The sequence below is a fragment of the Oceanirhabdus sp. W0125-5 genome, assembly GCF_027938815.1.
Classification (GTDB): Bacteria; Bacillota; Clostridia; order Clostridiales; family Clostridiaceae; genus Oceanirhabdus.
Genome location: NZ_CP115913.1, coordinates 16,398 through 36,805, shown reverse-complemented (window position 1 = coordinate 36,805; position 20,408 = coordinate 16,398). Strand labels below are relative to the sequence as shown.

Sequence of the window (20,408 nt, the reverse complement as noted above, 5' to 3'; positions counted from 1 at the left end):
ATTTATCACCACATTTTCTATTTTGCATTTTCTAGAGCATCTTTAACACCATCTCTTATACCTATAGATGAATAGGTTGCACCACTTACAAGGTCAATATCAGTACTTTGATTCTCTACAATACTATCGGGAATAACGGCATTTGCTCTATTATACCATTTCATATCATCTCTGTGGTCAATTACTTCTACAGATGTGATTTGTTGATCTTTAACTGTTACTTCAACCGTAATTGGACCTCTAAAGCCTTTACCAGTACCAGTGTATATACCATCAGGAATACCAGCTGCGTCACCTGAAATTTCTATTGCTTCTTCAGTTTTTTCAATTTCATCATTAGACGCAGGTTCATCATTAGATGAAGGTGATTCAACATCTTGCGATGTTGAGTTAGATGGTTCAGTAGCTAGAACTTCATTAGTAATATTAGAATGTTCTTTTCTTTCTAAAGGATTAATTCCATTAAGAATATTATATGCAAAGAAAGCTGCCATTAAAATTAATGCTACTCCAATCATTGAGAAATATCTATTCTTTTCTTTTTTTGTGAAATTAACTTTACCGTATTCAAGAGTACCTTTAACAGGACAGCTTGAAATGCACTGAAAACAGTTAATACATTGAGGTGAGCTTAAATTAGTACATTTTGATACTTGAATATTCATTGGACAAGTGTTGTCACATTTTTTACAGTTAACACATTTAGACTCATTTCTTTTAATTGTAAATATTCTAAAGAAGCCCATAATCCCATACTTACCACCTTCATAACAAAAATAATTACAGAAAGGTCTATCAAAGAATAGGGAAACAATTATGAATAAACAAATCACACTAAATGCACCCATAGATGGCATAGTACCTAACAACATATTACCAAAGCTTGTCCTAGGATCGTATGACATTATTGAATAGATAATATCTAATCCAATAAAGGCTACAATGATAAAAATCATATATCTACTGTAAACAAAAATTCTTTGTAAAGAGGCGGGCATTTTTTTCTTTTTAATACCTAAAATATTTCCTAATTTACTGAATGTATCTTGCAGGAACCCAAATGGACAAATCCAACCACAATAAAATACACCACTTAAAAGTGTTAAGCCCATAATAACTAACATTGTTATTTTAAAGTTATAAAAAAAGCCTACTATTGATAATATTAAACATAAAATCTGAATTCCAAAACGATATTTTTGAATATTTTTCAAGTTAATCACTTCCTTAAAGTCTTATCTAGTATATTTTTCTAACTAATTTGATTTTATAAAAGATATCTTTATAAATATATTATAAAAGTCTTTAGATTTCTATTCTACCAGAAAGCTGTGTGAAGATTGTGGGATTGTTGTGGGATATTATAGAAGGATATTTCAGAACCTAAAGGAAAAAATTGATATATGTAGAAATACTAAGTTATAGAATAAAATGGGATTAGTTATCTTTTACTTAAAGGGGGAGTGCATAATGCACAAGAAACATATTGATATGCTTGAATGTCCGTTGTGTCATGGCGAATTAATTTGGGATATTAAAGAAGAATCTGCACAGAGAATTATCAATGCAGAGATAATCTGTTCAAAATGTAAGGGGGATTATGAAGTAAGGGATGAAATTGCAGTGTTTTTAACACCAGATTTACCTAGAAATGACCTATGGGAAAAAGGTGAAAGCGGTTTGGAAAAATATTTTAAGGAGAATCCTGATATATATAAAGAGATGATGACAACACCAGAAGAAGAGTTAAATGGAGCTGACTATTGGTATAAAGCAGCATACCTTGAAATGAAGGAAAATTATGAAGGCAGTTCAAGGATGTTTAAAAACGCAATGGAAAAGATATATACACAAGAGTATATTGATGGATGGAAGAGTCAGAGAGAATTTGTAATTAAGAATATAGACAATGATGATCATACTATTGTAGATATAGCCAGTGGCAAAGGGTATCTTGTGGAAGAGATGATTCAAGATACTAACAATTACATAATAGCAACTGATTTTAGTCCTACAATTCTTGAGAGAAACAGGGAATACTTTAAAATTAAAGGATTATATGATAGATTAAGTTTAATCGCTTTTGATGCTAGAAAAACTCCTTTTAAAAATAATTCAATCGAAATAATGACTAGTAATTTGGGAATACAAAATGTTGAGAATCCTGGGAATGTTATCGATGAAATGAACAGAATAACTAAAGGGAAATTCATGTCTGTTATGCAGTTAATAGAAGAAGATGATAAGATACATATGGAGTTGATGGATAAATACAGTAGTACTGACTATGCAACTAAAGAGCGTGCAGCTGTTACATTTAGAAGAGATAATTGGAACAGTGAAATTCAAAATTCCTTTATAGCTGAAATAAAGCCAACACCTAAAGGAAAAATATTAGAAGGTGCACAGATTGATGGATTTCCAATTCAAGATACTAAGGTTGAATATTGTGTGATAGTAGCTAGTAAATAATATAATTAAATATATTTATAATTTAGGGTAGTGTCAAAAGTATATGAAAATTGATATGGGATATAAGGATTTAAAAACAAGAAGATTATTTAATTGAGAATTGAGAGTTGAGAATTGAGAATGTTGGATATTTCTCTCCGAGAAATTAAAATGATTGCTATTTTTTATCCCGAAAGGGATGTGTGATTCTAAAAAAGGGTATGGCAAATAAACCTATGATATAGGTCGATTTTAAAATAATGCGATATTAAGATTGGCAGTATGACTCAGCTAATTTCATTAATTTGCACCAACGTGCAGGCATGGTTTCCAACTCTTCAAGTTCTGGAATTATTACAGGAACTTTTTGTTCTAAGCTTGCATGAGGTTTCAAGAAATTGAAGTATGTACAAAAAAGAATTATATGAGTTATAGAGCCATTTGAGCTATTGTAGCCATTAGTAGTCTTATAGCTTCTCTTAAAGGTTCTGTTTAATCGTTCAATAATCTGTTTTAAAGGACGATATTCAGCAGAAACTTCATCATCATTTGTAAGTCCAATTACTTGTACGATATCGAAATTAATATCATTATTAGCGAAGAAAACTTCTGCTAACAGATATATTGGATTGCCATCGACTACTAGTTTAAGGCTATCAGGAAGCTTTTCGTACTTAGTGATAACATCGTAGATGGCTCTACAAGCTAAGAAAGTATCGCGATGAGGCGAAACTCTATACGAGAGAATTATCTTTTTAACAGCATCAAAGAAGAAACATATATAGTTCCATTTACCATTAACCTTAATGTATGTTTCGTCACCACATATAGATTCTGTTGGATTGTATGGATAGTTGTCCAACATTGGTTTTAGCAAAACTGAAGCAGCTTCTGCATAGTTTAAAACAGTTTGATGCGATATCTTTACACCATGAACTTCTCTCATTATGGCTGCTGTTTTTCTTGAAGATAGTCCGTAATTTACGTAGTAAGTCATTATCAAGCCAAATACATGAGATGAGGAATACATCTTAGATAATGAGATGTTACTTTGCACAGGACTATCGCCCTTTAGAGAGGCTAAATCAAAATCAAATTCTCTAAATATATATCTAACTTTAGTATCATAGGGTTTTTCTTTAAATGCTTGACGTTCCTCTTTTGTCATAGACTTTAGGTTATTTTTATAAAAAGAACAGTTGTTATTTCTGCATTTGTAAATGGTAAAATTACTACGATTTTTTATGCTATCTAGAAATTTATTACAATGGGGACACTTAAACCTTACCTGTTTATCATAAAGGTTTTTAGGATTAAATTTAGTGGAACAAACTTTGCATTTACATTGTCCTCGTCCACCATTATTATCGTATAGATAAATATTTGGAGCAGAACATTTAGGACAGCTGATTTTAGAATCTACGTGAGAACGTCCTTTTTGAGGTCTAACAGGAGCTAATTGCTTGCCTTTAAGTTTATGGTGCTCCGCTAGGAGTTCTGTGTAATTAAACCTTTCAGGTTTCACGATTATTGGCTTATCATCTATTTGGAAGTCTCTGAAAGGTTTATTTAAAGGATCCGAGTTGGGAATCTTATTAAGTCCTTTTCCGGTCAATAAAATAATTAGTAGGTTTATAACTTGTTTAAGAAAAACAATATACAAAACTAAAAATGAATTAATCATGTTAAAAGCTTGCCTCCTTATCTTTGGTGATATATTTTCTTTTCGCAAACTAAAATTAACACCTTTAGAGGGAGGGGGCAAGTCTAATATAGATAAAGTATTGAAAATAAAGGGGTTACGTCGGAAGTACCATTAAAACTTTTGACAATACCTAATTTAGAAGGGAGAGGGATATATGAAAAAATTTAGAATATATTCAAATTTTAAAGTTTGCTCCTAGCAAAGACTACAGAATGTCAGTGAGCAATACTTTGCTTGGAGCCTAATAGAAATAGTTGATATATGACCTTTTGGTAGTCTTTGCTTCAATCTTAATAAAATTAATTAGGAGGAGCAGAGAAATGAAACATATCAAGGCGGAAAATGTGTTACCAGAAGAGGTAATAAATATAATTCAAGAATATGTAGATGGAGAATATATTTATATCCCAAGGAAAAATAGTAATCAAAAATCTTGGGGAGAAAAAAATGGTATAAAAGATGAATTTAAAAAGAGAAACCTTGAGATTTATAATAGATTTAATCAAGGAAGGACCATCAAAGGATTAGCAAAAGAGTACTATCTATCAGAACAGAGTATAAGACGGATAGTAAGACAACAAAATATGTTATGCTCATAATTAATTCCGAATTGTTTATGAAATTGAACCTATAGGGTATATTTGATAAGATTTTTTTAGAAGAATATACAAATGGGGGAATTAAAAATGAACATAGATAAAGTGGAATTAATACCAGTGATATTAGAATCAAAATCTAAATTAGAAAACTTAATGAGTTATTATTTACATGACCTTTCAGAGTTTGCTGATGATTTAAAAATTAGTGAAGATGGAAAATTCAAATATGATGGGATGGATTTATATTTTTCACAAGAGGATCTTAAACCTTTTTTCATAAAGTATGATGATGAATATATTGGATTTATTCTTTTAAACTCTGGAAAATATGTTCCAAAGAATATTGATTATATGATAAATGAATTTTTCATATTAAAGGGATATAGAAGAAAGGGAATTGGGTCAACTTCAATAAAAAAATTATTAGATTCTTTTAAAGGAATCTATTTAGTTGAGCAATTAGTAGATAATAAGTTAGCGGTAAACTTTTGGAAAGGATTCTATCATGCTAACCAAATAGAATTTAAAGAAAAATCTATTGTTGATGATGGTTTTGAGTGTATTATGCAGAGATTTGAAGTTAAATAGATACAATAAAGAACCTCTTAAATAAACAAATATGAGTTTATTTAAGAGGTAAATTTTTGAGAATTACACAATTAGATTACTAAAGTTGTTCTACTTTCTCCTAAAAAAGCACCATTAGCATCAAAGAAAATAATAATTACTTCTTGACCTTCTTTTGCTGGGAAGATCAAAGCAGCTTCTCCTATTGGAGCTTTATCCTCTTGAATAGGTTCAACATTTCCATCTATTTCAGAGTGCACTCTGTAAGCAGCTACTTCTGGGTCTTTACAAGTTACAGTGACATTAGCTCCAAAAGTTAAAGGTTCTATTTTAGCTACTGAGTCATACTTTTTTATAGGTTCGTCTTTATCTTTGGTAGAATCATTTTTATCTGAGTCAGTATCTGATTCTCCAACTTTCTCAGATTCACCATCTTCTTTTCCTATATTTTCTTCACTATCTTTATTTTGAGTATTATTTTTTTCGGTATTTTCCTTTTTATTATTTTCCTTTTCAGTATTTTCAACTTTTGCCTTTTCTTTGTTAAGAGTGTTATTATTTGTTTTTTCACACCCTGCAAAAGCTACAGTTCCTATTACTAACGTTATAGTTAAAGCTATTATCTTTTTTAGATTCATTATTAAAGCCTCCTGAATTTTTCACATAAAATAGTCTAATGATTAGATTAACCATATTCATAATATTTTATTAGAAAGCAATTGGTTTTTCAAGTCTTGATTTAAAGGTAATTAAGATAGTATTTCTTATTTTTTATTTAATATGGTATATTTATTATTAGTAATTATAAATACTAATGTATATTACTTAAGGAAGGTATTCAATGAAAAAGAATAATAACTCAATGAAAAATAAAAATAAACCACATATAAATAAAAAAAACCAAGTGAAAGAGGAAATACTGAGCAAATAACAAGTACCACTGGAGAGATCAGATTAAATAAATTCATAAGCAGTACAGGTATTTGTTCCAGAAGAGAAGCAGATAAGTTTATTGAACAAGGTAAAGTGACAGTAAATGGTGTGAAAGCAGAGATGGGAACTAAGGTTACTGTGAAAGATAAGGTTATAGTAAACGGAAAAACATTGAAATCTAAAGAAGAACCTATCTATATTGCTTTAAACAAGCCAGTAGGGATCACATGTACCACAGAGCATAAAGTTAAGGGGAATATAGTAGATTTTATTAATCATCCCAAAAGAATATTTCCTATTGGAAGGTTAGATAAACCATCAGAGGGGCTTATATTTCTAACTAATGATGGGGATATAGTTAATAAGATTTTAAGAGCTGGAAATCAGCATGAAAAGGAATATGTTGTTACTGTAGATAAACCAATAACACCTCAATTTATCGATAAGATGAGAAATGGTATACCTATTTTAGGTACAGTAACACAAGAATGTTTTGTGAAAAGAGAAAGTAAATTTGTATTTACTATAATTTTAACTCAAGGACTTAATAGACAGATAAGAAGAATGTGTGAGTATCTAGGATATAATGTTACAAAACTTAAACGAGTACGAATCATGAATGTAACTTTAGAAAACTTACCTGCAGGGAAGTGGAGATATCTTACAAAAGAAGAGATGGATACTATAAATAAAATGGTTTCAAAATCTACTAAGACTGAAGAAGGTTCTTACTTAGAATAAGAAATAGGCTATATATTTGATTATTAATCAAATATATAGCCTATTTCTGTTAAAATTCATTATACAGATGATATTCTATCCATTGATCAAGCTGTTTTATACTAAAATATTCTTGTCCATATAAATTTAGTGAATGTATATATTTATGAGTTGGATATGAACGGCGTCCAGACTTATCTTCTTCTTCATTTTTTAGAATAAGATTAAACATAGTATCAGATAGGTTAAGATACGCTGCTGCTTCTTCTTTGGTAAGTAAATCAGGTGATGATATTTTGGTTTCAACAGGCTCAGTATTTACAGGGGTAGAAGTAGTTTTTATTGAATTCCCAAGGTAAATACTACTGAATACTATTGAACAAGATAGGAGCAAGGCAGATAAAAATATCCATTTATTATCTTTCATATTAATCAACCCTTTCATTTAATTATTTTATATATTGAATACTTTCCTTATTAAAATTTACCATATATTTAATTTGATGTAAAATAAATAGTGAATATGATATAATCCTTAAGAGTTAGGAATACCAAAATATAGCGAGGTGGTATAATAAATGGATTTGATTGACCATAAGAGATTGAAGAAAATTGTTTATGTAGCACTTATTTTAACAAGTATATATATGATTATAAATAATGATAATAGAGTATTAATGACAATACTTTCATTAATGATTGCATTTAGTATAGGATATTATAGTATGATTGCAAAAACAGAAAAGGGTAGGATTATAGAAAATATAGTATTAGTTTTAGCAACTTTGATTGTTTATCTAGCTTTATATATAGATGTAACAGGAGTAGCTATGATATATATTTTTATTATATTAGGGGTAACAATTATCAGTTATTCAACTAAGTTTGGAATAGTATTTGTATGTGGAAATTTTATTTTAACATTATCAATAGCATATATGAAAACTGAGAACTTTGAATTAACCATGATACTTCCAATAATAGTTCAGTTCTATTTTGTTTATACATTTATATTTTTATTAAAAAATCAAATAGAGCAAAAGAGTAGATTTGAACAACTCTCAAATGAACTTAAAAGAAAGAGTGAGGAATTAAAATTTGCATATGGTAAGATGCAAGAAACAATGGATATTAGAGAAGAGGTAGTAGTATTAAAAGAGAGAAATAGATTAGCTGGAGAGATACATGATGCAGTTGGACATACACTTACAACTGCCTTAGTTCAGCTTGAGGTATGTATTAGATTGATTGAAAAGGATAAGAAAGAGGCTAAGGGGCGATTAGAGATAGTTCAGAATCAGGTAAGAAAGGGGTTAAAGGATATTCGGTTATCTATCAAAGATTTAAAATCAGATAGGGAAGATGAAGAATTTATTTCTTCTATTAAAAGATTGGTGAGTGAAACTGAAAAATCAAGCGATGTTAAGATAGACACCTATGTTGGTGATATTCCTGAAATTAATACGCAGATACAGAATGCTTTATATAGAGCAATTCAAGAGGGATTAACTAATGGAATAAGACATGGAGAAAGCAATAATTTTGAAATAACGATAAAAAATGATGATAAGAACATAATCTTAAAGATAAAAGATTTTGGCATAGGAAATGAACATATAAATTTTGGATTTGGGTTATCAAATATGAAATATAGAGTAGAAGCTTTAAAGGGTAGGGTGAGTGTATTTTCACAGTTGAATATTGGGACAACCATAGAGATAGAAATTCCTATATAGGGAGGTAGCGTTAATGAAGATACTGATTGTAGATGATCAGACCTTAATGAGAGATGGATTAAAAATAGTTTTAAACCTAGAAGATGATATGGAAGTAGTAGGGACTGCTGCTAATGGAAAAGAGGCATATGAATTTGTTAAAGAGGTACAACCTGATGTGATTTTAATGGATATTAGAATGCCTATTACAAATGGGGTTGAAGCAACTAGAATAATAAAGGAAGAATTTGAAAACATAATTATTATTATGCTTACCACATTTGATGATGAGGAGCTTATAGTTGATGCAATAAGGAATGGGGCAAGTGGATATATTCTAAAAGAGACTGATTATACAAGCTTAATTCAGTCTATAAGAGAGATTTATGATGGTAAGTTTATATTACCTAACAAAATTGCTAAGAAATTTTTAAATAATATTTTTAATACTCAAAGAAATATGGAAGAAGGGTATTATGATATAAGTACTTTGAATTTTACCAAAAAGGATATAGAAGTATGTAAATTAATCGCTTTGGGTTATTCCAATAATGAGATAGGGAAAAAATTATTTTTATCAAAAGGAACAGTTAAGAATTACGTTTCAAGAATCTACAGTAAGATAGGTGTGAACAATAGAACTGCTGCAGTTTTGTTTTTGAAAAACATTAATTTCTAAATAAATGATTACCCTTTTAGTTACTAGGGTTACTTTTTTTCAATACTCTGTTTTGTTAACATTATTTGTATAGAGAACGGAGGGCTATAATATGAAATTTATAGAAAAAAACAAATTTATTAATAGTATATTAATAGTAGTTTTAGTTATAGTATTTATTAATCTGGTAAAGGTAAGTTTAATAATGATAGGGTTAGAACCAGCTAAAGACTTATTTGCAAATGCGGTTTTTATAGCAATTGTACTAGGTGGAATCGGGATAATGTTAATCAGTCAATTTAATGGTAAATTAGCATTAGATGATATTGGATTAAGCAGCAATAAAAATGCTGTGAAACAATTTATGATAGGTGTGTTGTTAGCGGCTATTATCACTTGTGCTATAGTTGGGATGTTACATGTTGTTGGAGCTAGATTTTTAAAATTGGGTTTTGAGACTGGAGCATATGGAGAATTTATAAAGACTATAGTCTGTGGATTTATAATTGCAACTTTTGCAGGTGTTGTTGAAGAATTAGCTTTTAGAGGATATCTTTTTACGAAGTTTCAAAAAGAAAAAGGAACCATAAGTGCTATTGTGATTACAACAGTTTTTTTCACTATAGTTCATGCTCCATCTTCATCATACACTGAGTTATTGAGCTATTTAGTACCTGCATCATTTGGAGTAATGTTCTGTTTGATAAGAATATATTATAAATCATTATGGATAACAATAGGTTTACACTTTGCTTATGATTTCTTTATGTTATCAATTATTGGAATTGGAAGTGAGAATCTTGGAAGACCATTATTTATTTTTGAATACCTGCCTAAGAAAGTGATTTTATTTGGAAATCATATAGGTGATGTAAGTTCACTTTTTCCTACAATAGTAGCATTACTGGTAAGTGGTATGCTAGTTATATGTAATTATAATAAGAAAAATATAATATATAAAAAGGAATTATAAATAAGAGAAAGCCAATATCTTTCAAGTTAATGAAAGATATTGGCTGTTTATAATTTAATATTTAATTTAAATTCCTTAACTATTTAAGAGTTCGGTTTCATGGTCTTTAACTTGGCAATCCCAAAGTTTCTTAAATAATCCGTCTTTAGCTAGTAATGATTCAAAAGAACCTGATTCTGCTAGCTTGCCATCATCAATAACCAATATGTTATCAACATTTTTTATGGTGTGAAGACGATGAGCAATTATAATTATTGTTTTATCTTTACATTTTTTCAACAGGTTGTTCGTTATAAGATTCTCGTTTATGCTGTCTAATGCAGAAGTAGCCTCATCAAGTATAACAATTTTAGACTTTTGGAAAAACACTCTAGCGAAAGCTAGTCTTTGCTTCTCACCACCAGAAAGCTTAACCCCTTTTTCGCCAACTTCAGTATATAATTTGTGAGGTAATCTCATGACAAAATCCTTTAATTGTACTTGGTCAAGAATCTCGTATATCTCATCATCACTAATATCTTCATCAAAGACAATATTCTCTCTTAATGTTCCATCAAAAATAGGAGCGTCTTGAGAAACATAAGAAACATCATCATAATAGTCATCTAATAAAACTTTGCTTAGGTTGGAATCATCAACATAAAGATCTCCTTTTGTAGGTTTTAATAAACCTAGAATCATTTTTATGATAGTAGATTTTCCAGCACCACTTGAACCCACAAATGCTGTTGAAGAATTTCCTTCAATACAAAGGCTTAAGTTGTTCAATATAGGTACATTATTGTAATCAAATGAAACATTTTTAAATTCTATTTTTCCCTCTTTTACTTGTATAGGTGAACCTTTTCTTAAATTAATATCATCAGGTAGATTCATGAAATCCTCTAATCGTTTGAAAGCTACCTTATCTAATTTGTAATCGATGAAGATTACATTTAATATAGCAATAGGAGAGTAAATTCTATCTACAAAGGTTATAAGGGCTATTATTGCTCCCACAGATATATCGCCTTTCACAACTTGGCCTACCCCTATAAACAATATGATTAACTTTATGATAATGATGATTAAAGCGAAAAGAGTGAAAAATAATTCATGTATCATTCTTATTTTTGTTTTAGATTTCACTACTGAATTTGATCTTTGTTCAATTTTGTTTATTTCAGTTTCATATCTTTTGTTAAGTCTAAATACTACTAATTCCATAAAACCACGGATGAAGTGTTTTGACAGCCATTCCTCAGAAGTAAGAATTTTATCTTTGATTTTATATAAGTATTTCATTAGAATATTTGAAATAAAGAAGATTACTACATACCCTATGAAAATAACAGCCATTATTTCTAAGTTATAAGTACCAATGAGTATTAAACTTATAATTATTCCAGGAAGAATATTTCTGAAAAGATTCATATAAAAATCAAATAATATATTCTTACCAGCCATAGCACCAGCTTCTATAAGCTGAACAAGTGAACCAGTACCTTTTCCTTGATAAGAAACGTAATCTATTTTTGAGATTTTCTTTAAAGCTAATATTTTTAATTCATGATATATACCATTTGATAACATTCTATATGGATATTCATCTAGATAAGATAGTAAACAATCTACTAGAAGCAGTACCCCATAAACTATAATTATTGTGATTACTTCATTGTAGCTATTTGCTTCTGGAAGTTTATCAATTAATTTTTGAAGATAAACAACGCTTAATGATGCTGCTAATATCTGAATAATCCCATTTAACACATAAAAAAGCGACATTGCTTTGAATTTTTTTAGTACGTATTTTAACATAAGTAACCCCTCTTTCTACAGAAATTTTAAGGAAAATATTGTATTGGGGACTGACCCCAATACAATATTTTCCTTATAAAAAGTCGTAAACGTATAAATTAAAAAAGCCACTGACATAAAGGCAGTGTCCGGGATTCCATACAATAGATGTATTAAATATTAGGATTTCAATGGCAAGCTAAATAAACATACTCATAAATAAAATTTAAAGTACGCCTCAAAGCTTTTTACCATAAATCAGCAAATATTAGGCTCCGGACAAAGTGCTGCTTTAGGTTTTAACTCAAATTCAATTTAAACAAGTCCATAACTCATTGAATCTTTGAGATTTTGGAACATGTATAAATTGATTTTCGTAATAAAACCTAATATCAGTTTTTTTCTAATTTATACGGAGCAGTTACCTGTTTTAATCACAACATAATAGTTCATAATATTTTTCATATCAAACACCTTCAATTTCAATGTAATATATTAACAGTATAATGCTGGCAAAAATAAATGTCAATATTTGTTTACAATTGTATTACAAATATATACTTTTTATTAATTAAATGGTATACTTCCTGTGAAGGGGAGGGGTATTGAGTGGATAAATTAAGATTGAAAGGAAAAGTTAGTTTACAGTTCTGTTTAATTACTGTATTTATTTTATTATTTTGTACAAGCTGCAATAATAAAACTATAGAAGAGAGTACTATTATTAAAGAAAAAAACACTATTAAGAAAGAAGATAACATTATTGAAAATGATAAAAATAATAACCAATCTATTGAAAAAGTACAAGTTGAGGATTTTAATAATAAGGTAAGTTCATTTAAAAATAAAATATCTGTATTTAATGATTCTTCAAAGCAATATATGGCAAAGGATGTAAATGAAATCAATAGACAATGCAATGATATACTTGAAGACATTCTTAATAATAAACAAAGTATTTCATGTACCCCAGAAGAGATTATTGGGGATTCAAATGAATTCTATCTTAAATTTAGTGACACACTGAATATTGGCAGCACTCATTATAGATTTGCTGAATTTGGTAATTCAGTGATTAGAGATGGAAGTTTAATATATTTGTATGTTCAGATTTGGGATGAAAATAATGAAGTAACTATACAGAATCTTGATACAATTATTCAAACAGCTTCTGGTGTAGGCAAATTTATTTTTTATGATTTCATAGAAATAGATGGAGAATATTATACCAATATAGTTGCTAGTATTGAAGGTGTAGATAGTAATTATTTTAAACTTACGGGGTTTAAAGTAGACAGTCTTAAATTTGAGAAGTTTGAGGTTGATGATAGTTATAATCTTTTTGGCAGATGGAAAGTGTATAAATATGGTGATGAGGACAGCTATTCCGTTGGATGTGGATATACTGGGAAATACACTTATGATTTTAAGGATAACACTATTACTATAAATACACTTGATCTAGAAGGAAATATTCATGATTCATTGAATATTAAGTTGACTAAAAAAGGGTATACCTTTGAAGAAATTACTGTGAATGAAAAGGAAGATATATATTTAGGAGATTGGAAAATTAATAGGGTTTTGGATTCTGGAAAAGTAACTGTTTATTCATCTGATGATATAAATTATATTTTAAATCAGGTCATGCATTTCTCAAAGGAAGAAGCGAGTTGTTTTGGGGATGGGCTTATATATTTGGATATGGTAGCAAAGAATCCAACTTACTCAAAATCAGTAATATCTAAAGAAGACTTTGAATCAGGCTGGAGGCATTATGTTTTATTTGAAAATTTGGGTATTACAGGGGATACAGCTACAAAAATAAATGCTAGAGATTCAGAGGGAAATGGATGCTCTTTATACATTAAAGATTCTAATACAATGATTTTATATGGTGGAGGTGTATTTTTTGAGCTTGAGAGGATTGAAAATACGAACTCACATAGTAAAAATATTAGTAGAGAAGAATACATTGAAGCTATTACTGACGAGGAATATGTTTTCGTTTTAGAGGATGATAACAGTGGAGATAATATAAGTTATAACGATTATTATTATATTTATGATTCTAAAACAAATAAAAACCACAAACTTATCCTTCCGTGGTGTAATAATATCGTCAGTAAAAAAGGTAATACCATTTTATACAGTGGAAAGGATAAAATCTATGCTGCTAATTTAGAAACTCTAAAGGTAAAATCAATTTTGGATGGTGACTTTTGCTATAATATCAACTGGAATGTTTTTCTTAAAGAAAAGCTGTATTTTTTCTGTGATTTAACTGAGGAGTGGCTATATTATTGTGAGCTTGATTTTTATAAAGAAATTCCTAAGTTGTACAAGTTGAATGTAAATACTGGAGAAAAAGTATTTTTTGAAAATTCCAGTTTAGTTTCATCAAAGTCTTTGGATAATGGTAAATCTGTCAGTTCTGAGTATAGTAAGTATATCTTTGATGAGAGAGGAATGATCCCACAAAGAGGAAAATGCTCTTTTGAAAGTTTTGATGATTTGAATATAAGATGGAATCAAGTTTTAACTTCATTTTCTTTTGGTGAGAAGGGATTATTTGATTTTAATGGTTACACCTCTTGGGAAAATAACACTAAAGAATTTCATAAAATAGAATCTGATGTAGTTACTAGGAATGGACTGGTTATAGATGATGATTATATATATGTAATAACTTATGATAATGAAAAATCATTAACTATAAATACTTATGATTATTCTATGAATCTTGTAGATACATTTACTTCAACATTAGAAAGAGAAATTTATAAATTTGGATCAGTCAATAGAGAGGAAAATTATATATTTATATCTTCATGGTTTAATAGTTCTGAAAGTACTTATTTAGTGTACGATATTATAAATAAAACGTTAACTGATGTTAGTGAGGAAGAATATTTTCAATTATTAAGGAGACAAAAATCATTTTTTAATAATAAAAACCATTTATACACTCATGAAAATAAGCTTTTACATAGTTTTGAGGATTATGAATCTATCAAAATTATCCCTCAAGATAAAGGAGCGGAGTTTCATTCAAATGTTGTATATGCTAATGATGAGTTTCGATTTGCATATAAAGTTGATGACAAAAGTGAATATATCTATATTTTGGCATTTGCAGAAGATGGTTTATCAGCAGACTTATTTATGATGAATAATAAAAGTAGTGATGTTAACTTAATAGCAAAAGATTGTTCACATGAATTTGACCTTTTTAATGATGGTGAGTCTTTTGTTTTTAAAGTGAAGAATCAAATTGGGAAAAGTAAAGAAATTAAATTAGATGTAACTACATCAAAGCCAACTGAAGATGGGGAACATAGAAATGATTTTTATATTGATATGACATTTAAAGGTGCAGCTGATGTTATAAGGAAGAAAAATTTAGAAACCTATGTATCATCTACTGTTCCAATTATCATTTTAGATTCACGGGAAAAACATGTTAGATCACAATCTATCGGCAGATTTGATTTTGGTGATACTGTAATAAGTATTAAAGACCGTGGGAATAATCTTGAGGCTAGGTTGGTATTTGATGAAAAAACAAATAAACTGGTTGAAATAAGAAGTACTTTTCCAACTTTAAGAGGGTTCAAGGTAGGTGTTTCATTAGACGAGATGAAGTCCTTGTATGGAGAAGAGTATAATATTATAGAATTGGAGCCAGAAATATATGGTTTAGATACAACAAAGAATGAGACTGCTGTTAGATACGAATATAAATTTGATAATCATTATTTTAATGTTGTAGAGAAAAATAATAGCGGTGTTGTTGACTATTGGTATATATCAAAATTTGGAACGGGTGATAAGCGAGAGGATAGTAATGAAAAGTTCTGGCTTGTATTGTATGATCAGTTTGTTGATTTAACAGTGCCTCTTACTGAGAATTTCATTAAATTATTGAACAAGGAACAGATGGAATTACTTAGGAATGCATATTATGCAAGACATGGGTATATTTTAAAGAGTGTAAAATATAAAGAATACTTCTCTGATTATTATTGGTATAGAGAGTTATTTGATGATGTAGACCATTTATTATCCCCAACTGATATTAAGAATATTGAAATGTTGTTGAAGTTTGAAAAAGATAATTAAAGAGATTGCCACAAGATAAACATTTATTTTGTGGCAACTTTTTTTTTGTATTTACTTATCGTATTAACTTGACCAAAATAACTATAATCAACACTACAAGTATGTTAAAGAGTAATGTGAAACTTAATAATTTACTCCATTCATATTCTTCAAGTGATTTATTTAATATATGTTCAATAATAACATGCAAAAAATCATTAATAAAAAATACAACTCTATTAAGAATAAATAAAAATATAAAAAAAATAAAGATTAATGAACCAATAAATTTCAATAATTCTAAAGCTGTTATTCCAAGTAAATGGATGTTGGATAAATTGAAGTGTCCTGTATATATCAAGGAAAATATTATTGAAAATACTGTTAATTCAAATATACATATCAATATCGTAATTAGTAAAACAATCCATTGGGATATTCCAGGGGCAAAGTCTTTATATTTTTCTCTCCATTTAAGTATTTCATAACGAGATGGAATTCGCCTTCCCCAAGGTGGTGTTGTGAATGATTCATATAATGTTGTATATGGTTTTTTAGCCACATAATATCCCCAGTGTCTTTTTATTGGTTTTGAAACGTATAAATCACTAACATAATTTTTAGCAAATAGAAATGAATATGCTACTATTGTTATAGTAATCATCCAAATGTAATAATCTTCAGTGTATCCCTTCAGATTAGGTGATATTTCTAGAAATTTTATCAATAAACTACTAAATATTAAACTTATTATGGGAAGTACCAAAACAATGACTAATGATATAATTTTATTTAGTTTTTTATTTATTCTTATAAACAGATTATATGATAATAAAAAAAAGCTAATATAAGCTATTAATCCAACTATAACTTCCATAAGTATATCTCCTGTAAATTTGTCCTATATCCATTATACTATAATTTACTAAAATACCTTCTGAATTTTTTTATCTAAATACTAAGGATATTTAAGATGGTAGCAGTGTATAAAGTAATGGGGAATAATAAGAAATAAAGTCATAATTCTATAAGTAAGAATTATGACTTTAAATAATTTTTATTTATCTTCCACAGAAATATAATACTCAATAATCCCATCAGAATTAGAGTCTCTGATTTCAAAATCTGGATTATCCGATAAAGTATATCCTGAATTTAAAATCCATACTCCATCAATGTAATCATATACATTAGTTATTGGCTTACCTTCATATTTTAAAGATGATATACTCTCTCCGTTTAATGTTTTTTCTTTGGTATTATATATAAATAAAGCATATTTAGATTTAGGAATTTCTTTAATAACAAACCCTTCAGGTACACAAGCGGTTTGATCGTATTCAACACCCAGTGTATAAAAGTAATCTATATTCTCATCTTCCTTATGAATGCAATCAGCATCATATTCGTATAATGAATAAATTTTATCTTGTTTATTTAAAACAGGATAATTGATTTTTTCTTTGTTAAATTCATTAAAAAATTTATCTATTAAGTTATTTTCTACTTGTTCAGCTTGATTGAGATTAATTGTTTTTCCAATAATTTTAAAAGAATTTTTAATAATAATTTTTGTATCCAATAATAACACATCCCTTTCATATAATCTTTTCTTTCTCATAACATCAAACTTCTCGTATAAAGGGAGAGTATCTAATATCTTGCTATTCTTTGGTGAAACACCATATATTTTCTTGAATGCTCTTATGAATACTTCGTGAGATTCAAAGCCTGTCTCAAATGCTATATCACATATATTCAGGTTTGATTCTCTTAACATCAAGGCACCCACTGAGATACGTCTTTTTCTTATATAATTTTTAGGTGTTTCTCCAACTATAGCAGAAAATATTCTGTAAAAGTGAGGTATGGAGAAACCTATTTTACATGCTACATCCTCTATAGAGAAGGAGTCTAAAAGTTTTTCTTCAATAAAATCTACTGCATTTTGTATAACTGAGAAATAATCCATATTTTATCCTCCAAAGCTTTGGTGAGGGTTGGCTTAAAAATTACTTCGACTTTTCTTTCAAAAATGTGAGTGGTTATTTCACTTTTTGAAATAACTTTAGGAGAAGTTATTTTTAAACAATCCCTGAGTTTATTGTATCAATATGGAGAAAGGGTTACTTGATGTTTTTTATCAAGATAAACAAATGGTATAAAAATTCATATAATTATTGACAGAAACAAAAAAAACGCGTATAATACAATATTATGCGCGCTTAGTAATATTATACCATAATATAAATATAATGTCAAGAAGAATTTTTCGAAAATCTAATTCTAAAAAAAAGGAGTTGAATAAGTATGTTATTGCCATCAATATTAAATCCTAATAATAAAGAATTAAAAGAGATTCAAATCAATGAATTGCTTGAAACAAATAAAGAGAGTGAAGAGTTTAATCTAATATTGACCAAAGAAGATACAAAAGAAATTATTAAGGTGAGAGGTTGGGCGCTGCAAAGTTACGGAAGAATTGAAATAGATATGGGAGTGGCAAAGAAATTAATAGAAAAATTTTCTTCCTCACCATTTATAACACAGGAGGAGTATGTTCTAACTCTTAATAACTTACAGGAAATATTTTATTATATGAAAAATGAAACAGAGGATAGAATAGGTGATGATATGGTGATAGATATTATTTATGATTTCTATAATAACGAATGTGGTGGAGATATTGAGTTTTTATGGGAGAAAATTCAGGTGTTTTCAGAGAAATTTAGGCGTGAAAATCAGAAAAAGAATATTTATTAGAGAGGAAGTTTTTTTTATGATTATAAATAGAATAGCTGCTGAAAATTCAATTGAAGAGATTAAAATAAAAAAAGAAAATCTAAATAAAAATCAATATACTTTTTCAATTTTAAAAGAAGGTTTTCGTCTTGGACTTATAGATAAAAATACTATAAATAATATTCAAATACAAATAATGAATATACTTAAAGATTTAATAACAAGGTACACTGTAGGGGAAAGTAGTTCTGTTCCTATTACAACAGGAGAGAAGTTATTAGCATCTATCTGTTACTGTATTGATGCTTATTGTGATAGTTTTAATGATATTGAAGAATGCATAGATGAATTAAAGACAAGCAATATAAGAGAATTATATGAGAAGGGGGTTGAACTTGTAACATCATATGTTGAAGAAACAAGAATATTTTATGAGAAAATAAAAAAAGATAGATTGCATATAGAGCTGCAAGCATATGATGATACAATTGATGAAGGGTTAGGGAGTTTTTTTAAGGATTATGAAGTAGTGTTCAATGCTCACGACACCATGGGAAGTATTGATTATCCTTTAACCTTTGATGATATGAGTATTAGAGGGATAAATTATATTAAGAATTATTTAAATACCTTAGAAATAGAAACCTTCTTTTGTAAGTTTTTTAGCACTGAGGATACTATAAAAACATTAAATTATTATGGGGAGATATACAATACAGATTATAGATTTGAGTTAATAAATGTGTTTGAAGTATTAATAAATAATAGTATTTTTTCTGTATTATCAGGAAATTATGGATGGAATTTAAGTATTTCTGAAGTTAGTTATAGAATTTTAAATAATAATCTCAGTAGTTTAAATTCAAAGGAAATTAATATTCTTGTGGGGAAAGCTATTGAAAAAGTTATTATGGATTTAGCCATAGATAGGGTAGAATTAATAGATTACATGAACAAATATAAATCAATATTTATTCCTAGATTGATAAATTCATTAGAAAATGGAAATCTTCAAAATATGGTTGTAATAGATAGAGAAGAAAAAAATATAAATAAAAATATAATATTTAATGAAGGATATAGGGCCAATGATGAGGATTTTAGAGTAGCAATCCAAAAAATAACTAAATGTGAAAACATTAAAGATAAAATAGATTTAATTAAATCAAGTGTACAGTCTATATATGATTTTATAGATCTTCTTAATTCAAATTGTTTATTTGGATATGAGTTTACTGAATTATTTAATTCAATGAGTGATATGGAATTATCTATATTGGCAAGAATGGTATTTCAAGAAGAATTGAGGAAAGGAACACTGAATTTAATTCAAGCAATCATAAATAAAGGGGATATTGATTCAGAGTGGGAGCTTCATTTCATTGGGGTATTACAGAACTTTGATGAAGATAGAGTCAAATTAATTGAGAGATATGTTAATAATATTAATTAAAAGTCTAAAGGA

General features: G+C 28.4%; 17 protein-coding genes. 10 read left to right on the top strand and 7 right to left on the bottom strand.

The annotated features are described in order from the left end of the window. Positions 1-17: 17 nt before the first annotated feature. Positions 18-1,214 (bottom strand): FMN-binding protein, encoded by a 1,197-nt coding sequence (locus OW730_RS00155; RefSeq protein WP_271227152.1) that lies wholly within the window; start codon positions 1,212-1,214, stop codon positions 18-20. Positions 1,215-1,470: 256 nt separating this feature from the next. On the opposite strand from OW730_RS00155, the gene OW730_RS00150 reads away from it, so the two are divergent. After that, positions 1,471-2,472 (top strand): methyltransferase domain-containing protein, encoded by a 1,002-nt coding sequence (locus OW730_RS00150; protein ID WP_271227151.1) that lies wholly within the window; start codon positions 1,471-1,473, stop codon positions 2,470-2,472. A 247-nt stretch (positions 2,473-2,719) separates the two neighbouring features. Here the strand turns inward: OW730_RS00150 and OW730_RS00145 are convergent, their stop codons facing one another. Next, complete coding sequence (locus tag OW730_RS00145) at positions 2,720-4,135, bottom strand: DDE-type integrase/transposase/recombinase (protein ID WP_271227150.1); 1,416 nt, start codon at positions 4,133-4,135, stop codon at positions 2,720-2,722. Positions 4,136-4,476: 341 nt separating this feature from the next. Here OW730_RS00145 and OW730_RS00140 point away from each other — a divergent pair, with 341 nt between their 5' ends. After that, on the top strand, positions 4,477-4,755 hold the full coding sequence (locus OW730_RS00140; protein ID WP_271227149.1) for a CD3324 family protein: 279 nt from the start codon (positions 4,477-4,479) through the stop codon (positions 4,753-4,755). 87 nt (positions 4,756-4,842) lie between these two features. Then, a complete protein-coding gene (locus tag OW730_RS00135) occupies positions 4,843-5,343 on the top strand; it encodes a GNAT family N-acetyltransferase (protein WP_271227148.1) in 501 nt (166 codons plus the stop codon). 71 nt (positions 5,344-5,414) lie between these two features. Here OW730_RS00135 and OW730_RS00130 read toward each other — a convergent pair whose 3' ends face one another. Further along, positions 5,415-5,960 (bottom strand): hypothetical protein, encoded by a 546-nt coding sequence (locus OW730_RS00130; protein ID WP_271227147.1) that lies wholly within the window; start codon positions 5,958-5,960, stop codon positions 5,415-5,417. A gap of 289 nt (positions 5,961-6,249) precedes the next feature. Here OW730_RS00130 and rluF point away from each other — a divergent pair, with 289 nt between their 5' ends. Continuing rightward, complete coding sequence (gene rluF, locus OW730_RS00125) at positions 6,250-6,996, top strand: 23S rRNA pseudouridine(2604) synthase RluF (RefSeq protein WP_271229640.1); 747 nt, start codon at positions 6,250-6,252, stop codon at positions 6,994-6,996. A 49-nt stretch (positions 6,997-7,045) separates the two neighbouring features. On the opposite strand, the gene OW730_RS00120 is transcribed toward rluF, so the two are convergent. Beyond that, complete coding sequence (locus OW730_RS00120) at positions 7,046-7,420, bottom strand: hypothetical protein (RefSeq protein WP_271227146.1); 375 nt, start codon at positions 7,418-7,420, stop codon at positions 7,046-7,048. Positions 7,421-7,553: 133 nt separating this feature from the next. On the opposite strand from OW730_RS00120, the gene OW730_RS00115 reads away from it, so the two are divergent. From OW730_RS00115 to OW730_RS00105, 3 genes are all read left to right on the top strand, one after another. Further along, positions 7,554-8,711 (top strand): sensor histidine kinase, encoded by a 1,158-nt coding sequence (locus OW730_RS00115; RefSeq protein WP_271227145.1) that lies wholly within the window; start codon positions 7,554-7,556, stop codon positions 8,709-8,711. 13 nt (positions 8,712-8,724) lie between these two features. Beyond that, entirely contained in the window at positions 8,725-9,369 is a 645-nt protein-coding gene (locus OW730_RS00110) for a response regulator transcription factor (RefSeq protein ID WP_271227144.1), read from the top strand. 91 nt (positions 9,370-9,460) lie between these two features. After that, positions 9,461-10,321, top strand: a complete 861-nt coding sequence (locus tag OW730_RS00105) for a CPBP family intramembrane glutamic endopeptidase (RefSeq protein ID WP_271227143.1) — start codon at positions 9,461-9,463, stop codon at positions 10,319-10,321. A gap of 75 nt (positions 10,322-10,396) precedes the next feature. Here OW730_RS00105 and OW730_RS00100 read toward each other — a convergent pair whose 3' ends face one another. Further along, the gene (locus OW730_RS00100) at positions 10,397-12,121 is read right to left on the bottom strand and encodes an ABC transporter ATP-binding protein (RefSeq protein ID WP_271227142.1); all 1,725 of its coding nucleotides are present in this window, start codon (positions 12,119-12,121) and stop codon (positions 10,397-10,399) included. A 588-nt stretch (positions 12,122-12,709) separates the two neighbouring features. On the opposite strand from OW730_RS00100, the gene OW730_RS00095 reads away from it, so the two are divergent. After that, positions 12,710-16,222 carry a YARHG domain-containing protein gene (locus OW730_RS00095; RefSeq protein WP_271227141.1) on the top strand — a complete coding sequence of 1,171 codons (3,513 nt, stop codon included), beginning with the start codon at positions 12,710-12,712 and terminating at the stop codon, positions 16,220-16,222. Positions 16,223-16,277: 55 nt separating this feature from the next. Here the strand turns inward: OW730_RS00095 and OW730_RS00090 are convergent, their stop codons facing one another. Both OW730_RS00090 and OW730_RS00085 read right to left on the bottom strand, forming a co-directional pair. Next, a complete protein-coding gene (locus OW730_RS00090) occupies positions 16,278-17,078 on the bottom strand; it encodes a hypothetical protein (protein WP_271227140.1) in 801 nt (266 codons plus the stop codon). A 180-nt stretch (positions 17,079-17,258) separates the two neighbouring features. Continuing rightward, complete coding sequence (locus OW730_RS00085) at positions 17,259-18,173, bottom strand: AraC family transcriptional regulator (protein ID WP_271227139.1); 915 nt, start codon at positions 18,171-18,173, stop codon at positions 17,259-17,261. Positions 18,174-18,511: 338 nt separating this feature from the next. On the opposite strand from OW730_RS00085, the gene OW730_RS00080 reads away from it, so the two are divergent. Then, positions 18,512-18,964, top strand: a complete 453-nt coding sequence (locus OW730_RS00080; protein WP_271227138.1) for a DUF6323 family protein — start codon at positions 18,512-18,514, stop codon at positions 18,962-18,964. Positions 18,965-18,980: 16 nt separating this feature from the next. Next, entirely contained in the window at positions 18,981-20,396 is a 1,416-nt protein-coding gene (locus OW730_RS00075) for a DUF6179 domain-containing protein (RefSeq protein WP_271227137.1), read from the top strand. Positions 20,397-20,408: the final 12 nt, after the last annotated feature.

Excerpts from the sequence above, each read along its gene's own strand:
- OW730_RS00150 (WP_271227151.1), top strand. The coding sequence starts at position 1,471 with ATGCACAAGAAACATATTGATATGCTTGAATGTCCGTTGTGTCATGGC.
- OW730_RS00145 (WP_271227150.1), bottom strand. The coding sequence starts at position 4,135 with ATGATTAATTCATTTTTAGTTTTGTATATTGTTTTTCTTAAACAAGTT.
- OW730_RS00140 (WP_271227149.1), top strand. The coding sequence starts at position 4,477 with ATGAAACATATCAAGGCGGAAAATGTGTTACCAGAAGAGGTAATAAAT.
- OW730_RS00135 (WP_271227148.1), top strand. The coding sequence starts at position 4,843 with ATGAACATAGATAAAGTGGAATTAATACCAGTGATATTAGAATCAAAA.
- OW730_RS00130 (WP_271227147.1), bottom strand. The coding sequence starts at position 5,960 with ATGAATCTAAAAAAGATAATAGCTTTAACTATAACGTTAGTAATAGGA.
- OW730_RS00120 (WP_271227146.1), bottom strand. The coding sequence starts at position 7,420 with ATGAAAGGGTTGATTAATATGAAAGATAATAAATGGATATTTTTATCT.
- OW730_RS00115 (WP_271227145.1), top strand. The coding sequence starts at position 7,554 with ATGGATTTGATTGACCATAAGAGATTGAAGAAAATTGTTTATGTAGCA.
- OW730_RS00110 (WP_271227144.1), top strand. The coding sequence starts at position 8,725 with ATGAAGATACTGATTGTAGATGATCAGACCTTAATGAGAGATGGATTA.
- OW730_RS00105 (WP_271227143.1), top strand. The coding sequence starts at position 9,461 with ATGAAATTTATAGAAAAAAACAAATTTATTAATAGTATATTAATAGTA.
- OW730_RS00100 (WP_271227142.1), bottom strand. The coding sequence starts at position 12,121 with ATGTTAAAATACGTACTAAAAAAATTCAAAGCAATGTCGCTTTTTTAT.
- OW730_RS00090 (WP_271227140.1), bottom strand. The coding sequence starts at position 17,078 with ATGGAAGTTATAGTTGGATTAATAGCTTATATTAGCTTTTTTTTATTA.
- OW730_RS00085 (WP_271227139.1), bottom strand. The coding sequence starts at position 18,173 with ATGGATTATTTCTCAGTTATACAAAATGCAGTAGATTTTATTGAAGAA.
- OW730_RS00080 (WP_271227138.1), top strand. The coding sequence starts at position 18,512 with ATGTTATTGCCATCAATATTAAATCCTAATAATAAAGAATTAAAAGAG.
- OW730_RS00075 (WP_271227137.1), top strand. The coding sequence starts at position 18,981 with ATGATTATAAATAGAATAGCTGCTGAAAATTCAATTGAAGAGATTAAA.